Source organism: Paenibacillus senegalensis JC66, from assembly GCF_000285515.1.
Taxonomy (GTDB): Bacteria; Bacillota; Bacilli; order Paenibacillales; family NBRC-103111; genus Paenibacillus_L; species Paenibacillus_L senegalensis.
On sequence record NZ_HE610959.1, the window covers coordinates 712,796 to 730,342 of the forward strand.

Genomic DNA, 17,547 nt, shown 5'->3' on the forward strand with positions numbered 1-17,547 from the left:
CAAACCCGCCAAAAGTCCTTCGTCTTAACTCATTCATTCTTGACTCGCCAAGCGCTTATGAAAAAAGCGGCTGAGCCAATAAGCGGAAACAGGGCAAGCAAACTTTGCTCCATAGCTTGACTTAAGGCAGTGATTGCAAGCAGGCTGCCCAATATAACGTATAAAAGCCTTTTCTTCATGGCTTCCACCTCTCTCAAGATTTTTCCCCATTCACAGGTTTCGGGTAGAATAGATTCGGATGGTAATGCTGAGCGATATTCCCCCAATGACGAAAGCAAGCAAAACGAAAAGCAATCCCAGCAGAGGGGACGAAAAAGGAAGGGGTGACATAGTTCCAGCATTATCATGCTGCAGCGCCTTCATGATGCCGGGCAGTACAAATGGAGTCAGGAAGACCAGGAAAAAGAAAATGTATCTGGATTTTTCATACCCAAACCGATACTGGACTGGAATTAAAACTCCGAATATAACCGTGAATAGTAGAAGGGCTCTTCCGAAATCGTACATATCGATCATGCTGATTGTAACCGGACTGAGTAAAACGGCAAGGGTATATAAAATAAAACAGCCGAAAAAAACTGAGAAAATAAACAAGTATTTAGCTGCTACAAGAGCCGTTCTTGTATAAGGGGTTGCACAAAGAAGCGCCGCTCCCCGATATTTGTCCTCCATCATTGAAACAGTATTGAACAGCAGGAAAACCACATATAGCGTACTCAGAAAAAAAGCCGGAAATTCTCCTCCCGCAGTTAGCTTAGTTTGAATGAAGACTGGCAGTACAACTGCGGCAATCAGCAAGACAATCCAGTATTTTTTTGCGAGCAGAAAGTCTTTTTTCACAAGATGAAGATGCATCCTGGTCACCTCCCAATATAACTCAACATAATATCTTCAATTGACGGTCTTTCGATAAGCGTATTGTTCATTTGCTGACGAACGGACGCTTTGTCCTTAGTCAAGCCCGAAAAACCATACTCGGTTTCCTGCAAGGTTAAGAACAAGTTTCTGGTCTGGTCATTCAGTTCTTTGGTGTCTCCTTTAACCAGCCCATGCTGATCCAGCAGAATATCTTTCTCCTCACTGAATACGATCTGGCCGTTGTCAATTAAAATAATCGTATCCGCCACTTTATCCAAGTCGGACGTAATATGAGAAGATAAAAAGACGCTTTTTCCATCGGCAACATACTCCAGCAAAATATCCCGCAGCTCCATCCTCACCTGAGGATCAAGCCCGCTCGCCGGCTCATCCATAATTAACAGGTCGGCATGGTGGGAAATGGCCAGGGCAATAGCATATTTCATTCGCATCCCTTTGGACAGTGTTTCGATTTTTTGATTCAAGGACAGCCCAAATCGTTCTATATTCCGGTTGAATAGGCTGTTGTCCCAATGCGAATAGGCGGCCGCGACGATGTTTTTCATCTCTAATAAAGTAAGTCCTTCATAGAAATACCCTTCATCCAAAACGATTCCAAGACGGCTCTTGAATTCCCTTTCCTTACTTTGGACATTCTCGCCAAAAAAATGAATTTCCCCGGCATCCTTCTGTATTAATCCAAGCAGCAGTTTAATGGTTGTCGTTTTACCGGCACCATTAACTCCAATGAATCCGGTAATACAGCCTTCAGTCAAAGAAAAACTAACGTCCTTCAATTGGAAATTCCCTAATTGTTTTGTTAACCCGTTAACCTCCAAAATCGGTTTCATTCTTCCCCCTCCTCAAACAGCAAATCCATCATGGCATACAGTTCATCTTTGCTTATCCCAAGTGAACGGGCCGTTTCCCAAGCCTCGGTTAACTTAACTTCCACCATGTGCCTTTTTGATTCCAACAGCAATTCGAAGTTTTCCTTGGCAACAAATGACCCTTTACCGGCCTTCGTTGTAATAAATCCTTCGGATTCCAATTCGTCGTAAACCCTTCGGGTCGTAAGCACACTTACGCGCAAATCGTTCGCCAATGCACGAATAGAAGGCAGCATTTCCCCTTCCTTCAGCTCGCCGTGAATGATGGCATCTTTGATTTGATTTTTTATTTGCTGATAGATCGGCGGATCCGATGTATTCGAGATAATAATTTTCATAGGACCTCCAAAAAAACAACTGTGTATTGACAACATACACAGTATATACAGAAGGCACAATATTGTCAATGATTTGAACTAGCCTCGAAACCCACTCTTACATGCAAATGGGGGCATTCCAATAAGTTCCCAAAATAAAAAAGTCGGGCGGATATTGTTCCGTCCAACTTTTTTATTGCGGCTGCTTTTGTTTGACTTTGATTTCATCCGCTATATACTTTTGCCACTCAAGAAACAAACTATCGGAGCCCTATCCTTGAATTAGAACAAGGCTGATCCTTCTTTGTTGTTGGATATGACTGGGCTCCGGCTCCTGCAGCCAATCTAAAAATCGGGCCATTGAAGCTCGGGGTACCCGTTTCCTTCATCGATCTGCCAAACGCTGTCAAAGTCCCACCCGACGAAGGTGCTTTGCCTTTTCATCTCCTCGGTTGTTTTCGGTATAGCGTTGCCTTCCCGGTCTGATTTCCCTGTTGTGTTTTGATCATAATAACAGTCAGTTATACCTCCATTAGGAGCAAAACCTGCGATGCCGCCTTTCCGATCCACCCATCCATGGAAGGTAACAGGACCAGCAGCATAGCAGGAGGAAACTTCTCCATAGGAGAACCCGATTAATCCTCCTACGGTTCCATTGCCCTTAACCTGACCTAATGCATAAGAATTGCGAACGATGGTATTTCTATCCGCTTTCCCGACTAATCCGCCTGCCCCATTGCCTGAGGCTTCGGTATAGCCAAGCGAATATGAATAGTCAAGGAGCGATGTTCCGCTGATATCTTCACCTAATGAGCCTACAGCACCACCAATATGATAACCTCCCAATACTTCAACATCCGTATGCACGTAGCTCATTCTCCCCCGCATTTCCCCTACTGCCCCGCCAGCAACGCCTCCATATTCATCGAACGGCAGTATTTCGACACGGCCTTCTACAGAAACGTTCATAACACTTCCGTAATAGATCGATCCCGCCAATCCGCCTGCGCTTCTGGCATTGGTCGTAATATCCACCTCTTTCAGATGCAGGTTGCGAATATCCGCGCCCCGGGCGTGTCCGAACAAACCGGCATTACTAACTACAGAGGACGTTTCCCTTATCGTCAAGCCGCTGATCGTATATCCCTTCCCATCAAAACTTCCGGAAAAGAAATTCAAAGACATGCCAATCGGATTCCAGCCCTCTCCTGTGTTGTAAGGAGCAACGTCCAGATTAATGTCATTGTCCAGGACGAAATGAGCACTTAAGTAATCGCGAACTCTATCCAGTTGTTCTGCGGTACGAATAGAATACGGGTCGTCCTTGGTTCCCCTTCCACTGCTGAAAGGATGCGCAGTTACTTCTACCATTACCATGCGGTTAGTCTCCCATTCCCCGATCTGTAGCAGAAGCTGGTGCTCACCGGCTTCCCGTATAGTGAGCGTAAGGGTACCGTTCCCGTTGGTAAATTGAATATCATTGTTGAAAATAGGATTGCTGCGATCGGAGTCGAGATAAACCTTTACCTGCTCATAGCCATTCAGTGAGCCAGATGCATTCGAGGCGCCGGTAATCTTTAGCTGAAAGGGGACTCCTTCCTGCTTGAAGCCGTCTTCCTGCAGTCCGACTTGAAAACAGGAATCTGGCATTCCATCCTGCCAAGATAAATACGGATAATCACAGCTGTCAAACATAGACCATATTCTTGGAAAATCCCAACCCGTGAAGGTGATCTGCTGCCGCAGCTGTTCTGTCGGCAAGGGAGAGCCTTGGCCTGTATCTGATAGACCGGAAACCTCACTATCGTAGTAAGCTGAGTCGAATAAAGCTTCCTCTGCCCGTCCTACCATGCCACCAGTCTCTTCATCCATATGCGCTGCCTGAATACCAACGGCTGCATAAGCCCGATGAATCGCTCCTCCCTCCATCTTTCCTACAAGCCCTCCAACACCGCCGAGTCGATCGTTCGGATCACGGGTCGAAGAAGCTCCTACATCAAGAATTCCCAGCGAATAGCTGTCACGAACAATTCCATTCTCGTTAATCCCTATAAGCCCCCCTACACTCGTACCATTTACGATGTTTAGGGTAAAGTCCGCATAGGACTGATCAATTTCCCCTAACCATGGGGATTCCGTTCCAGATAAGAAGCCGGCCAAGCCGCCCACGCCAACATAGTCTTCGCCATCCGTTTGCAATTCCCCAACCGCATAGGAGTTGGTGATGGTTCCGACTTCCATGCCGCCTGCCAAACCGCCAATTTGTCCAATTATTGTTGTATAAACAGGATTCGATGCTTGCGCAGCCATCAATTGGACATGTGCTGCCGATCCATCGATGTGACTGGTATGGCCTTGGCCTATTAGACCGCCAAATATGCTGGTCCCGCGAATAAAGCCGCTAACCGAACTATTGGCAATGGAGCTGTCCATAACGTAGCCTGCCAGTCCCCCCACATAAAACCATCCTTCAATGCGCACATCTTTTAAATGGATGTTTCGCAGCTCGGCTTTATCGATGTATCCGAACAATCCGAGCCAACCGCGCTCAGCCTTGATGGTTAAATGATTGACAGCAAACCCGCCCCCATCATAAACCCCGGTGAACGGTGTCACTATCACGTTACCACCACTGGCTTGCCTGGCTTCCCCGATTGGAGCCCAGCCTTCTTCAGAGCTGTATGCTGTCAAGTCAATATCGGCAGTTTGCATGAAGTGTGCATCCAAATAATAGCGTACCTCATTTAATAATTCGGCCGAGTCCACCTGGTATGGAGCGTCTGCCGTACCGCTGCCTGCAAATGGAGCATGAACGTCGAAGGCATCGCTTTCCACGGCTGGCAGTCCATCCGGAGTAAAGACGAGAACGATTCCCCTGCCGGTGCCTTTAACCGTCAAATCTTCATACACGGCCAGCCCGTTAATGATTTGTACCTGTGCAGTCCCCTCCAAAACGGGCCCATCTGGTCCGCTTTCCTTGATGGCTGCTGTAATAGTCAGATTTTCCGTTTCAGCACGGTTCCCATAATCGTCGAGCAAGGCCACTACCGGACGGACAGAATGAATCCCGGCTGCCGCTGTGCCTGAGCTTGGCTGTACCTGCAAGATCGCCCTTACAGCGTCAGCTGCCTGCGGGTGTACGCTCACTAGCGCTTCCGGTTCTGTAACTCCTTCCACGACCAAGCTTAATTCCTGAACTGACGCATGGTGCAAAATTACTTCAACCGTCGCTGTCCCTTCGCTGAACAGAATATCAAATTCTGAGCTTATATCATCAATGGGGCTTCTGTTCCAGTAGCCAATTGTGCTATCCGGTGCTGCACTGAAGCCGCTCACGGTCACTTTCTTAAGCCCTGTGAAATCTGCATCAAGGCTTCCGTCAGAACGTCTAACGACTAGCGTAAGGGAATTAGCTTCTCCAGCCTTAGGTTCAGGCTCGCTGATGGACGCGTTTATACGGTCAGCAGGAAGGATAATGGATACCTCCACCGGAATCTTTACCGTATGGCCCCGGTAGCTCGCCTCAAGCTCCGTCCTGCCCTCACCGACCGCGCGAACGCGTCCAGTCGAGCTAACTTCCGCTACCTCCGCAGCATGGGTGCGCCATTCCGCCTCTGCCATCGCATCGGTGTGCGTTCCGTCGATCCACTTGGCAGTCAGCGCTACCTGCTGCTCCTTGCCTAACGCATTAAGCTGCACCTGTATCGGGTTTGGCGTTAGCTCTACTACGGTAAGCGGCGGCTCCGGGGCGGACTCCAGCTTCACCTCCACCGGAATCTTTACTGTATGACCCCGGTAGCTCGCCTCAATCTCCGTCCTGCCCTCACCGACCGCGCGAACGCGTCCAGTCGAGCTAACTTCCGCTACCTCCGCAGCCTGGGTGCGCCATTCCGCCTCTGCCGTCGCATCGGTATGCGTTCCATCGTTCCACTTGGCAGTCAGCTTCACCTGCTGCTCCTCACCCGGTTGGTCCAACGAAATTTGCCGTGGTTCATACACCAGTTCGATTAAGGCTGCAGGAGACGGACCCGAGGAAGGATTGGGCTGCCATGAAAGTCCGCAAAGCGAAAGATAGATACCCGAACTGCATCTCACCCGCTCAGGCACCCGTTCAAAGCTTACCCTGCTAACGTTAATCTCAGCCTGCGAGATCGTCCCTTGGCCGGTGAAAGCTGCTGCCGCATTTATTCTCGCTACAGCCACTTCTGCTCCGGTCAATAAGGTTACACGCGTATCAGGCGATTCGCCGCCAATATCAAGCCGTTCAATCACGCCCTGCTGCAGCTCCAAGGTAGTCTTTGCCGCTTGGAAGGTCACGGTATCGAAATGGCCGCGAAGCCGGATTGACGTACCAGCCGCCGCCTCCTCAGGCAATACAACGTGCCTAAAGCCGTTTCCGGCCAACTGTTCCTCTTCCAGAATCACGCTGGACAACACGTTAGTATGAAAAATGGTAGACTGTCCTGTCGCCAAAATACGTACTGAACCGTCCTCTCTTTTATTGACCGTCAAGATCTCTGCATCGCTGTTGTGAAGCCAAATACTATTTTCCCCGCCTCCGAAGACAAAAACCGTTCCCTGTATATCCAGGTTTCGAAGAACAGCCTCGCCTTCTCCCAGCTTAGCAGTAAGTGTCAAGTCTCCAGTGATGATCATGTTTTGCAGGGTCACGTCCGCCGCATCCACGGTCACATTACCCTCCACCCGAAGCCGACCCTCACTCGGCCCATAAATGCCCTGCTTCGTGTAGGTTATATCGCCTGGCGGCGCAGCCATGGACTCCAGAAAACGACCCAACATAACAACAGCCTCTGCACGCGTTAGCGTTCCATTGGCCCGAAAAGTACCGTCCGGATACCCTTGTACCCAGCCAGCCGCCGTGCTCGCTCCAATGGCCCCCTTACTCCAAGATGGCAACGGGTCCGTAAACACTTCCGCCGCTTCGACATCAGCTTCCCGCTGGGCGATTCTCATGAGCATAACCGCCATTTCCTGACGAGTAACTACCTGGTCGGGACGAATGGTGCCATCCTCATAACCGTTCATATAACCGGCCGCAATCGCTGCAGACAACACGTCAAAATACCAGGCGCCTTCAGCCATATCATGAAAGGCAGCGGCCTGTGACGCATCCGTACCTACTTTCGAAAAGCCCAGCACCCGGTAGATTAACGAAGCCGTTTCTGCCCGCGTAATCGCTCTATCTGGACGGAAGGTTCCATCCGGGTATCCTTCCATAAGACCGCTTTCGATCCATGCCGCGATCTCCTCCTTGGCCCAATGATCGCTCGGATCGGAGCCAGCCTGCGCCACACCGCCAAAGACAAAACCTAACCCTAGCAAAATAAAAACACCAAAAAACATTGACCTGCAACTTCCAATATTCATAGGATTCCCTCTCCTTGCCGTGCTACCTTTTTACCTTTTCCAGGCTCAGTTATATGTTAATAGGTTTCCAACGCAAAAAAACCCTCCTAAAAATATAGACAAAACCTCCTTGTGAACCATTGCTTGAAGGGTTTTGTCTATAATTTCGGGGACCTTATCGTCCATTATTCGTTTTTCAACCAGCCCAGTTTGTATGCCTTCAAAACCGCATCTTTGCGCTTGTGTACCTGCAGCTTTGTGAAAATTCTCTGAATATACGTATTGATTGTACCGGTGCTTACCCCTATCGAAGCGGCAGCTTCTTTACTTGTATAGCTTTGGGACAAATACAGTAAAACCCGTTTCTCCATCTCGCTCAACGGGTTCTCTTCTGAAGCCTTAGCCTCTACAGCAACCGCAGCTTGTGCTTCAAAAGCAAATAAAATCTGATTCACATAGCGAATGGATACCTGTCTTTCCTTCACCCGATAAGCTTGCCTCAGGTCGTGATAATGGCTTGCAATTCGCTGCATTCGCTCGCCTTCGTCTATGTACAACCTGATATGGCCGTCCGCTGCTGATAGGTGAACGGCCTTACCGAACGCTCTTGCAGCCAGGCTGCGCTTGCCCTGATTTTCAAACAAGAGAGCCTGCAGCATATAGACTTCAAGCTGCTCTAACAACAGACCGCGCCCGGTGACGATTATCTGTATCCGTTTCAGCCGGGAACGTGCCTCCTTAAAGCGATGTTCGGCAATAAGCGCTCTCGCGTGTACAAGTGCACATAGCAGCTCATTGCTGCTGCTATTGTCATCAATTTGACCGGAGTAAGCGGTCAAGTAGCGCCCGCCCGCTTGATTATCGCCTTCAGGCGACAGCAAGTGGAGCTTCGTTTCGCTAGCCTCCAGAATCGGCGTCCAGTATTCGCATTCTTTGTGCCGGAGCCCGGCTCGAACCTCGTGTAAAGTCTGCAGAGCCTTCCGAAGCTGGTTTTTACTGTAAAGGAGCCGTGCCTGTAGAATCGCAGCGGGCACGGACAATGCTGCTGAGCCCAGCTCATCTCCGATCGAACGGGCAAGCCCTGCATATCGTTCCGATTCGTTAAGCCTGTTAAGCTCATACTGCAGCTCCGCATAGCCAATCGCATAATAGGCGGTGTTATAACAGCGGATAGAACGCCAGCTTTGTACGATTGGCTCGAAGCACATTTTCGCCCGGCAGAGACTGCCCGCAACTCCCGGAAAGCTACGCAACCTTGAGTATTGGGGCGCCTCGTAATCAATATAGGCAAAAATCTCATCACTAGGTGGATAGCCCTGTTCCAAATACATGTTCAAGTAACGAACAAGCCCCTCCAGGTCGTGTTTAAATATACTCACATACGCCCGCATAAGCACGATCACACGCATGAAATATTCGCGCTGCTCAGCCGTAAAGTCTCCTTGAGCTGCAGCAGCAACTCTGCGCTCTATTGCATCCAGCCGTTCAAGGGTGCGGCCGGTTTCCTGATTTCCTGCGGCAAAAAATAAATACGACAAAAAAAGCTTGGGATTGTTCTGGATCAACTCCTCCGGAAGCATGGCGAAATAGCGCTGCAGCGTCCAGGCTTCCTTAAGAACAAATTGGTTGAACAACCGCTCTAGCAGCCGTCCGGCATCTTTGAAATGAAACCCCTTCATATAATGCTCCATAGCCTCCATGGGATAGCCATTGTTTTCCAACCAGCGGCCGGTTTTCCATTGAAGCGTCAGCCACAAGGGCTCATCCTGCTGCCTCAGCCTGTCCCTCAGCTTCTGGGCAATGAGCGGGTGATACCGGTACCAGACCCTGGAGCCGTCGTGCAGACGTTGAAAAAACAAATTTTCCTTCTCCAGCGCAGCAAACATGATTTCCGCTTCCGCATTTCCTGTCAGCTCAAGGGTCAACGATTGGTTAATCCGTTCAGGAAGCGATGTGAGCAGCAGGAAACGAATCGTTCCAGGTTCCTGCCGGGACAATAACTCCCCAATCATCCGATCGCAAACAGTCACTTGTTCATCTGTGGTCACTATTTCACCGGGCTGCTGCCCTACTTCTTCCGTCTCTTGCCCATCATGCGTTCTTGCGGCACCAAGCATTCTCATGCCCAGCGCCCACCCCTCCGTCTGCTCCTGCCAATGCCGCACTTGACGGTCAGTTACCTGCAGCTTCAAAGCTCCGCGATAAAACCGTTTTGCCTCGTTATCAGTAAAGGCGATATCCGGCCATCCAATTTGATACAGCATGCCTTTGGTCAGCTTAAGCGGGATCTCCGTCCGACTAATCACTATCATATGTAAACTAGAAGGCATATTCCGGATAAAATCAGTGAGCATCGCATGAATTTCAGGAACCTCAATCACGTGGTAGTCATCCAATACGATCACAAGTGGAGCTGGCAGCAGCGAATAGACCTCGAGGAGACCGGACAGAGCTTGTCCCGGACCCTCCAGGAATTGCTCGATGAAGCGGTCAGTGAGTCCGTCGTCCAAGCCTGGTGAAGCCTGGTGAATAGCTGCGATAATATGAAGCCAGAAGCGCAGCAGATGATTGTCCGCCTCTTCCAATACAATACAGGCGACCGGGAAGGCTGCTTGTTCCTTCCATGCGCTGACCAGCGTCGTCTTGCCTGAGCCGGGAGGGGCAACTATACAAGTCAGCTTGCGCTTACATACATTCTGCAGCTTGATGTCAAGCCGCGGCCTTTTTACATATCCTTCGGGAACCAAGGGAAACTGGAACTTGGAGGGGACAATCATAAATTCCAGCCAGTGTCTCTGAATAGAATGCTCTTTAGCGGCTGTATCCCGGAAAGAGATAAAATCACATCCTTTGATTCTTGTATAACTTTATCTATCTGTTTTCGAGGGCAATGTAAGATTTCTAGACTCTATTATAAACGAACATTTTGCTTAATTCGATTACGTCAACAGGCAGTAACAAGACATAGACAATCGAAAACCGCCTTGCGGATCGGCTTATTCTTATCTCTATTTTTGAACGGGAATAGATTGTTGGGATTCTAGGGACTTAAGCACGGCGTCTGTGATCTTTAAAGCATGGATGGCCGAGGAGATGTCGAGGAGATCGCTTCTTTGGCTGTGGTCTAAGCAGTGCTTGATATGCCGCAAGACTTGCTCGTACTCACCTTCCCCATGAGGCTTGATTGCTTCTGTATGGCCATTGGAATATTGGACCGCATATTCTTCCACAGTATTATTCCCATACTCAGCATGATAGTGAATAGAGCCTTTGTCACATATAATCTCAAAGCCTATGACAAACGGAGAATTCATAGGCAGATTGGTGTAACTCTCAATTACCGCAAATGCATTCTCATAGTTTAATGTGGTGACAGCCACAGATTTATCTCCCATATCCATACCGTTTGAAAGGAGTTGTATAGGCATCCCTAACATTTCTATTAAAAAATCAAAATGATGGATGTGGAAATCCGTACATTTTTTTGCAGCCCAAGTGTTCCCCAAACAGGAGCCGTTTTGTTATACGAATGTACAGATTTAATTTCACCTAACTCAAGGCTTTTCGTGTGGTCGAGAGCTATCTGATGAGGTGGTGAAAATTTAAAAAACAGATCGACAAATACCATTCTTTTATACTTATCCGAAGCCTGCAAAATTTGCTCGGCATCATCTAAATTATAGGTTAAAGGTGTTTCGCAAAAAACATGTTTCCCGCATTTTAGTGCCTCAATTGCCCAGTGAGCATGTAAGGGAGTAGGCAAACAAATATCGATGATGTCAATTTGCTCATTCTTAATTACTTTGTTTATATCTGTGGTTGTCCTAATGTTCAGGTTCTCTTCGATCTCACCTAATTTCTTCTCATCTCGACCGAACATTAGAACCACCTCAAAGCCGCCGAGCTTTTGATACAATTCTGCGTGATATCTCCCAAAGCCCGACCCTAAAATTCCAACTTTAACCACCACAACTCCCCCTTACAGTAGAAGATATCCTGTCTGTCCTTAACTCCAAAGCCATGAATTCGGAGTAATAGTGTTCAGTTGACTCAATTGCTACGCAATCCTCTCTTGCCGCAGAAAGGCTTCCATTTGCTGCTTATGGTGTTCATCATGATGAATAAAAATATTTACAAATCTCTTATATGTATATTTGCTGTTATCGATATAAAATTTCGTGGACTCGTCGTATTCCGCAAACGATTTCAATACGTTGTTCTTCTCAACAAGCAAAGTAATACCTCCTCACATTCCACTTCCGTTCCATCTATTCCATTATTATATCACGAAAAGTGCCTAAAGCAAACATTTGTTCCTGTATTGCCTAAAATTAGGAGGATATCCAAAGCTTCAATAAGCGGTTGCTCAGCCTGTTTAACTAAATAACAAACCCCAGAAATGCTGTATATCAACATTCCTGGGGTACTAATTCGGTGCAATCTACTAAAAAATGAATTTCGTTTTAGCCCAATTTACAAGTATTAATGGTAAAAATCTATTAGGACATTATGCAGCAGTTTTGCACTTTCAGCCCTTGTTGCCGTGTCTTTCGGAGCTAATACATTAGGGGCTTTCCCTTGAATCCAGCCATGGGCAGCTGCTATCCGGATTTCATGAATAGCCCATTTGCTTACAGCTTCTTCATCCTCAAAAACCGGCGAAACTGCAGGATTCAAGTTGGTCTGACCGTATACCTTCTCCCATGTTCTTACCAGCATAACGGCCATCTGCTCGCGGCTTATTCGGCCATTCGGGTCAAAAGCCGTCTCGGTGATGCCTTGAACAATGCCAGCCTGGTAAGCCGTCATAACCTCGGTATAGTACCAGTCAGCAGGCAGAACATCAGCGAAAATATTCTCTTCCTGCGGCATCTCTCCCTCAACTCCAAAAGCTCTCATCAGCATAGTCAAAAACTGTGCACGAGTCAAAGTATCCGCTGGGACAAACTGATGGTCAGTCATTCCCTGGATTACATGCTTGGCGCTTAATGTGCGAATGGCGTCAAAAGCCCAGTGAGAATCGGGTACATCGGAATAGGTTTTCTCATACCCAAGCAGTCCGTAAACACTAAAATGATCTAGCTCGGCTTCCAGTTTGTTGCCATTGCGCTTTCCGCCCTTATACTCCAAAGTACCGTCTGCTGCCACATAATAGATTCCGTACAGACCGGCATCTTGCCCGTAACCTATCGCATACTGCAAGGTGACAGGTGAAGCAAAACGGCTATAAACCGTTAACTCTCCTTCAGTGTTTTGGAGCGCCAGCTGCAGGCGGATCAGGTCCCCTTGCGGATGGATCTGCACATCCTTGCCGGCTTGTTCCCGCACTTTCCCCAGCAGCTCTTCCTGCTGATCATCATCCAATGGGATAACCGAGACAATAATAGTAGATGCGTTCTCCGGGCCATGCTCGTTGAGAATTTCAACCAGCAGATCCCCGGGGATACTAACGGTCACATCATTTTTAATAAGATCCAGCGTTCCGCCTGCCAGCAGCTCGGCAGCAATTGCCGGAAGCACAACCTCTTTGTCGTTTTCATTCAGCACAATTTGCATTTTACCATCAACCAGCTGGATCTCTTCGACTTGCACCCTATACTGGCCTTCACTTGTTTCATCGGCAGAAATCATTGGCGGTAGAGGATAAGCTGTTCCGGGTACGCGCTTTCGCTTGATTGCAATATCAGCTTCAGCAGTATACCCGCCGTACACAGCTTGAAGCACTGTCTGCCCTACTGCAATCCCTTCAACAGTCAGTCCGTCAATATTCACGAACCTCTGTGGATTCGCCGATAGTTCGACCCCTTCTGTCAGCTGCACAGGCTCGTCAATTCCACGATACATTCCAAAGATATTTACAGTCATGGTTTGCCCTATGGTAAGCTCAGCAGTCGGAGCTTGCAGCTGAATGCCTTGGAGAACCGGATCAGCAGGATCTACCGGGTCCACCGGGTCCACCGGGTCTACCGGATCCACCGGGTCCACCGGGTCCACCGGATCTACCGGGTCCACCGGGTCTACCGGATCGACGATCTCAGTTACTTCTATTAAGGCACTGGCTGATAACTCTTCGTACTCCGCTTCCATAACAGCAGTACCCACAGCGGCTCCCGTTACGGTGCCCGTCGCTTGATCAATCGTGACGATGCCCTCTGGTTTAGCTGTAAAGGTAACGCCACTATAGATTTCGACTTCTTCCTTTTGCGACGTTGACGGGTTGTTGTACAGTCCGTACACCACAGCCGTTACGGATTCTCCCAAGCCAATCTGTTGCTTTGGCAGCGATAAGCGGAGCGATTCGAACTCCAGCTCCCCGCCCTTCACTGTAACGAACAAGGTTCTGTTGATACCTGCATACGACGCTTCCAACAGAGCGCTTCCTGCAGATTCCCCTGTAATGACAGAGCCGTCTATTCTGATCGCATCCTCGCTTCCAGATACCCAGGAAATCACAGGCTCTACAATACCGGACAGCGGACCATGCTCCGCAATAGCTTGAACCGTATACGATTCGCCTTCCCCAATCACAACTTCACTGGCTTCAAGCTTCAGATCGCTGACAGCATGAACAGTAGTGACAATAGACGAGGCTGGCGACTGATGAATGCCCTTAACTGCATATACCTTGTAGGCGTGCTCGCCTGACGCAGGGGCTGGAATGGAAATTGCAACCGGATTGTGGATTCCATCTCCCGGGACTTCCATAACAATATTTCCATTCTCTTCTACCAGGATAGCCGAACCTTCCGATGCTGAGGCCCGGAATGTTACATCCTCTCCTTCCGCAATATGGGAGTAGGGCTCTTCCACCATACGGAATGATGCCACTTCATCCGGCTGCAGCAGCGTTGAAACCTGAACATTGTCGAAATAAGCATTCGTCACAAAAGCCGCAGAGCTAATCAATATGACTTTCATATATTTTGCTTCTTCATGTGCTGTATTGGTTAAGGAGACAGAGCCCCAGCTGTTCATCGGTGCAGTTACTTCTTGACTCCAGGGGCCAAGAGCAGCAGGGGTGCCTAACATCGTTTCCTGATCATCATAGTAACGAATTTGTAAAATGGGTCGGTTGGAACTGCGTTCGGGAGGCGGATCGCCCCGGAAAACATCTGCCGTTGCCGTATAGGATCTTCCTCCTATAACCGGAATCAGCTCCGACTCCACAGAAACAGCTGCAGTCGTCTCATTATCGTAAAGATGAATGCTGTTAGCTCCATTTTTTACAACTTCCTGCGAAATCCTTGCAAATCTTTCCTTCGTCGGAACAGCAGGAGACAATACCCAGCCTGGAACGGTTCCATCCTCATTCACTTGTTCAAATCCTGAGTTCGGTACCTGCATTTGTCCAAGAACCGGACCATCAGGAGGAAGCTCGAAAGGAACCCGCTTCGCAACTTGAACATGATCATAATAAGCATCGGTTTCCCAAGCTACCGAACAGAACAGCACGAGCTTCGCTGTCACAGCTCCTTCAGGAGCAATGGAGGCAAACTCGACCGAGCTCCACGAACCTGCAGAGCCTTGATGATACACTGCAGGAGCGGGGGAAAGTCTGATCTCCTGGCCATCCGCATCGTAATAGCGCATAGCTGCTATCGTTCGTCCGGATGAAAGATAAATATCCAAATTCACCTTATATTCATATCCCGGCTCGACAGCAAATGGAAGCGAGCTCACCCCAACCTGATGCTCACTGGACGCATCTACGATTCTCAGGCTGCGCTCGCCTTCGGAGGCGTGCTGCCCGGAGATTTCGTAGTAGCTATGATCTGAGGCCGAAACACCGATGCTCTCCCAGCCGGGAATCGTTCCATCGGGATTTTGCAGCTCGAAGCTGCTGTTTAAGATTGGAACGTTTACATCTACATACAGCGGTGGCGTTTCCTCGGATACAATTATTCTTTTCAGCATGTCGGCCATGTTGAAATACAAGTTTCCGTCAGGTCCTAACGTCATAAGATTGGTCCGCGTTCCGGGCACTTGAAAATGCGCCATCGTATTCGTATCCACCGCAGTGACGCTGCTGCCAAGCGTTGTGTACAAAATGCCGTCCTGCTTTGCATCCCACAACAGCTTGACCGGTACCCAGTTATGGCTGAAATTCCAGTTCGTCGGGTAGATCTCTTTTTGCTTGACGACGCGGTAATCATCATTCGGATCCATAGCAAAAATCGTTCCGTATGCGGCTGCCCACAGCAAACCGTCCGGTCCAATCGTTAGGCCGCCAATCGATTTCGGGCCGATTCCGCTCGCCTGTTGCACCTGTGGCTCAAAAGAAGTGATCAGTTCCTCTTTCTCTACATCCCATACAAACACTTTTGCTTTTGTCGCTTTGGGCTCTATCCCCAAGCCGCCCCAGACTGTGGTGGAACCATACAAGATGCCGTCGTGATAAGCTAGTCCCATCACGCTCAAATATTCCAATGGGCCGTCCTGCTCGAACATCTCTGAGTATACCTTCCACTCCGTCCCGTCATAAACAGTCAGCGAGCCACCCAGTTCCCCGCCTTTAGGAATCGTTCCGATAAACAGATAATCGTCAGATGCAGCCAACGCGAAAGGCCGATCCTGCTTGCCTCCGATATGGTAAATTTGCTGCGGGTTGTGATCGCCGATCGGCTCGTTGGTGTCCAGTTGGTTAACACGCGCTCCCGGATACTCGCCGAAGATCACCTTATCCCCCCAGGCAATCATTCCTTCCGCCTGCCCCATCGGAAACTGCTCTACATCCCCGCTGTCAATGTCATAACGGGCGCCTCTTTGCCCTTGGTATCCGGTGCTGTATATCTTCCCGTCCGGGCCGGTAATAAGCGATTGGATGGATATCGGTGTTCCCGAAATAATGGAGGGCAGACTGGTCACCAGGTTCTCCTCGATATTAGCGATTATGGGAGCACCATTGAACGTTATCGTAATAAGCGATTCCCCTGGAAATTGCTCCTGATCCGCCAATTCAACCCAGGCGCCTGTACGAATGTAATTGGTGGAGAAGGGCAATCCGGTTGATGCTATCTCCTCGGTCTCAAGATCAAAGGAATGGAGAACCTCATTTGCAGGAAAATACACTTTACCGTCTTTCTCCGGCGATACGTACAATCCTCGATAATTGTCGACGATCTTGACCCATTGCTCTTGCTCCAGATCATAGATCAAGAGTGAGGTTGGCGACGTGCTCATCATAACGAACAAATAATCGCGAACCACATTCATCGAATAAACCGTAGGAGCACTGTCATCGGCAAACAAAGCATCTTCCGGAAAAGGAATCCGCACCGAGCTGCCGTCATCCGGATTCACTCTGAACAAGTTCCCCCTTGATCCTGTCCCCGCATACACAAATCCGTCATGATAGGCGATGCTGCGCACATATTGCTGACTGGGAGCCAGCTGTTCCGTCAACAATTCAATCGTGCCTATGGCAGGATCGTACCTAAATACTTTGCCGCTTGGGTACCCACCTCCGAATACCCGGTCCCGCTCATCAACGACAATGGAGTAAAGCGAAGTTGCCTCCGGCACTGCGCCAATGGTGCGAATCTGCTTGGTTTCAGGCGAGTAAACGTACAGCGCATTCCCGGCAACAGTGTATACGTTTCCACTGGAATCAATTGCATGTCCCCAGGATTGGCCTCCGCCAGACAACGGCAGTTCGCGAACAACCTGGTTAGCATCCAGATCGACAATGCTAAAAATCGCAGAGTGAACGGCAGATCCGGCTACCGTTGTGTACATAACATTTTTGCCGTCCTCTACAGCGAACGCCGCGTTGAACGTATTCGGCGCTGTTACCATAGTACCGAGATCCTCCGGTGCCGAGAATGAACGGGGCACAACCACATCCTCTGCTGCTGCCGCCTTCCTGTCAGGTACAGCAGCCAACCCCATAGTCCATACCAGCACGACAGCCAGCATGAGTGAAACAACTTTTCTCCAGCGGAATATAGCGCTTTCAATCATTGATTTACACAACCTTCCCCTTCTTAGTAATAGCAAAATGACGACTTCCTGCAGGCCGCATCATAGAAATAAAGCCCAAAACGAAATCAAATTTGCTTCTCATTAGATCATATGTGGTTCATATATACAATGTAAAGTATTAATTATTGTCTAAA

Annotated in this window: 10 protein-coding genes; all 10 read right to left on the reverse strand. The window is 48.9% G+C overall.

The window, feature by feature from the left end; translation table 11 throughout:
* Nucleotides 1–29: 29 nt before the first annotated feature.
* Nucleotides 30–179 (reverse strand): hypothetical protein, encoded by a 150-nt coding sequence (locus PSHG_RS30585; RefSeq protein WP_157213458.1) that lies wholly within the window; start codon nucleotides 177–179, stop codon nucleotides 30–32.
* Between the two features lie 31 nt (nucleotides 180–210).
* Entirely contained in the window at nucleotides 211–855 is a 645-nt protein-coding gene (locus PSHG_RS15355; protein WP_010274328.1) for an ABC-2 transporter permease, read from the reverse strand.
* 5 nt (nucleotides 856–860) lie between these two features.
* Nucleotides 861–1,709 (reverse strand): ABC transporter ATP-binding protein, encoded by an 849-nt coding sequence (locus tag PSHG_RS15360; protein WP_010274330.1) that lies wholly within the window; start codon nucleotides 1,707–1,709, stop codon nucleotides 861–863.
* Entirely contained in the window at nucleotides 1,706–2,086 is a 381-nt protein-coding gene (locus tag PSHG_RS15365; RefSeq protein ID WP_010274332.1) for a GntR family transcriptional regulator, read from the reverse strand. Before PSHG_RS15365 ends, PSHG_RS15360 begins: the two co-directional genes overlap by 4 nt.
* Before the next feature lie 324 nt (nucleotides 2,087–2,410).
* On the reverse strand, nucleotides 2,411–7,453 hold the full coding sequence (locus tag PSHG_RS15370) for an S-layer homology domain-containing protein (protein ID WP_010274334.1): 5,043 nt from the start codon (nucleotides 7,451–7,453) through the stop codon (nucleotides 2,411–2,413).
* Between the two features lie 164 nt (nucleotides 7,454–7,617).
* Nucleotides 7,618–10,209, reverse strand: a complete 2,592-nt coding sequence (locus PSHG_RS15375; RefSeq protein WP_010274336.1) for a LuxR C-terminal-related transcriptional regulator — start codon at nucleotides 10,207–10,209, stop codon at nucleotides 7,618–7,620.
* A 231-nt stretch (nucleotides 10,210–10,440) separates the two neighbouring features.
* Nucleotides 10,441–10,812: a hypothetical protein gene (locus PSHG_RS15380; RefSeq protein ID WP_010274338.1), complete on the reverse strand. Its 372-nt coding sequence runs from the start codon at nucleotides 10,810–10,812 to the stop codon at nucleotides 10,441–10,443.
* A 62-nt stretch (nucleotides 10,813–10,874) separates the two neighbouring features.
* Nucleotides 10,875–11,399, reverse strand: coding sequence for a Gfo/Idh/MocA family protein (locus PSHG_RS15385; RefSeq protein WP_010274340.1), 525 nt, complete (start codon nucleotides 11,397–11,399; stop codon nucleotides 10,875–10,877).
* A 90-nt stretch (nucleotides 11,400–11,489) separates the two neighbouring features.
* Entirely contained in the window at nucleotides 11,490–11,666 is a 177-nt protein-coding gene (locus PSHG_RS30590) for a hypothetical protein (protein ID WP_157213459.1), read from the reverse strand.
* Between the two features lie 248 nt (nucleotides 11,667–11,914).
* The gene (locus PSHG_RS29440) at nucleotides 11,915–17,392 is read right to left on the reverse strand and encodes an S-layer homology domain-containing protein (protein ID WP_010274341.1); all 5,478 of its coding nucleotides are present in this window, start codon (nucleotides 17,390–17,392) and stop codon (nucleotides 11,915–11,917) included.
* Nucleotides 17,393–17,547 lie beyond the last annotated feature (155 nt).

What these genes read in the sequence shown, in the direction of transcription:
- PSHG_RS30585 (WP_157213458.1), bottom strand. Translation starts at nt 179, where the DNA reads ATGAAGAAAAGGCTTTTATACGTTATATTGGGCAGCCTGCTTGCAATC.
- PSHG_RS15355 (WP_010274328.1), bottom strand. Translation starts at nt 855, where the DNA reads ATGCATCTTCATCTTGTGAAAAAAGACTTTCTGCTCGCAAAAAAATAC.
- PSHG_RS15360 (WP_010274330.1), bottom strand. Translation starts at nt 1,709, where the DNA reads ATGAAACCGATTTTGGAGGTTAACGGGTTAACAAAACAATTAGGGAAT.
- PSHG_RS15365 (WP_010274332.1), bottom strand. Translation starts at nt 2,086, where the DNA reads ATGAAAATTATTATCTCGAATACATCGGATCCGCCGATCTATCAGCAA.
- PSHG_RS15370 (WP_010274334.1), bottom strand. Translation starts at nt 7,453, where the DNA reads ATGAATATTGGAAGTTGCAGGTCAATGTTTTTTGGTGTTTTTATTTTG.
- PSHG_RS15375 (WP_010274336.1), bottom strand. Translation starts at nt 10,209, where the DNA reads ATGATTGTCCCCTCCAAGTTCCAGTTTCCCTTGGTTCCCGAAGGATAT.
- PSHG_RS29440 (WP_010274341.1), bottom strand. Translation starts at nt 17,392, where the DNA reads ATGATTGAAAGCGCTATATTCCGCTGGAGAAAAGTTGTTTCACTCATG.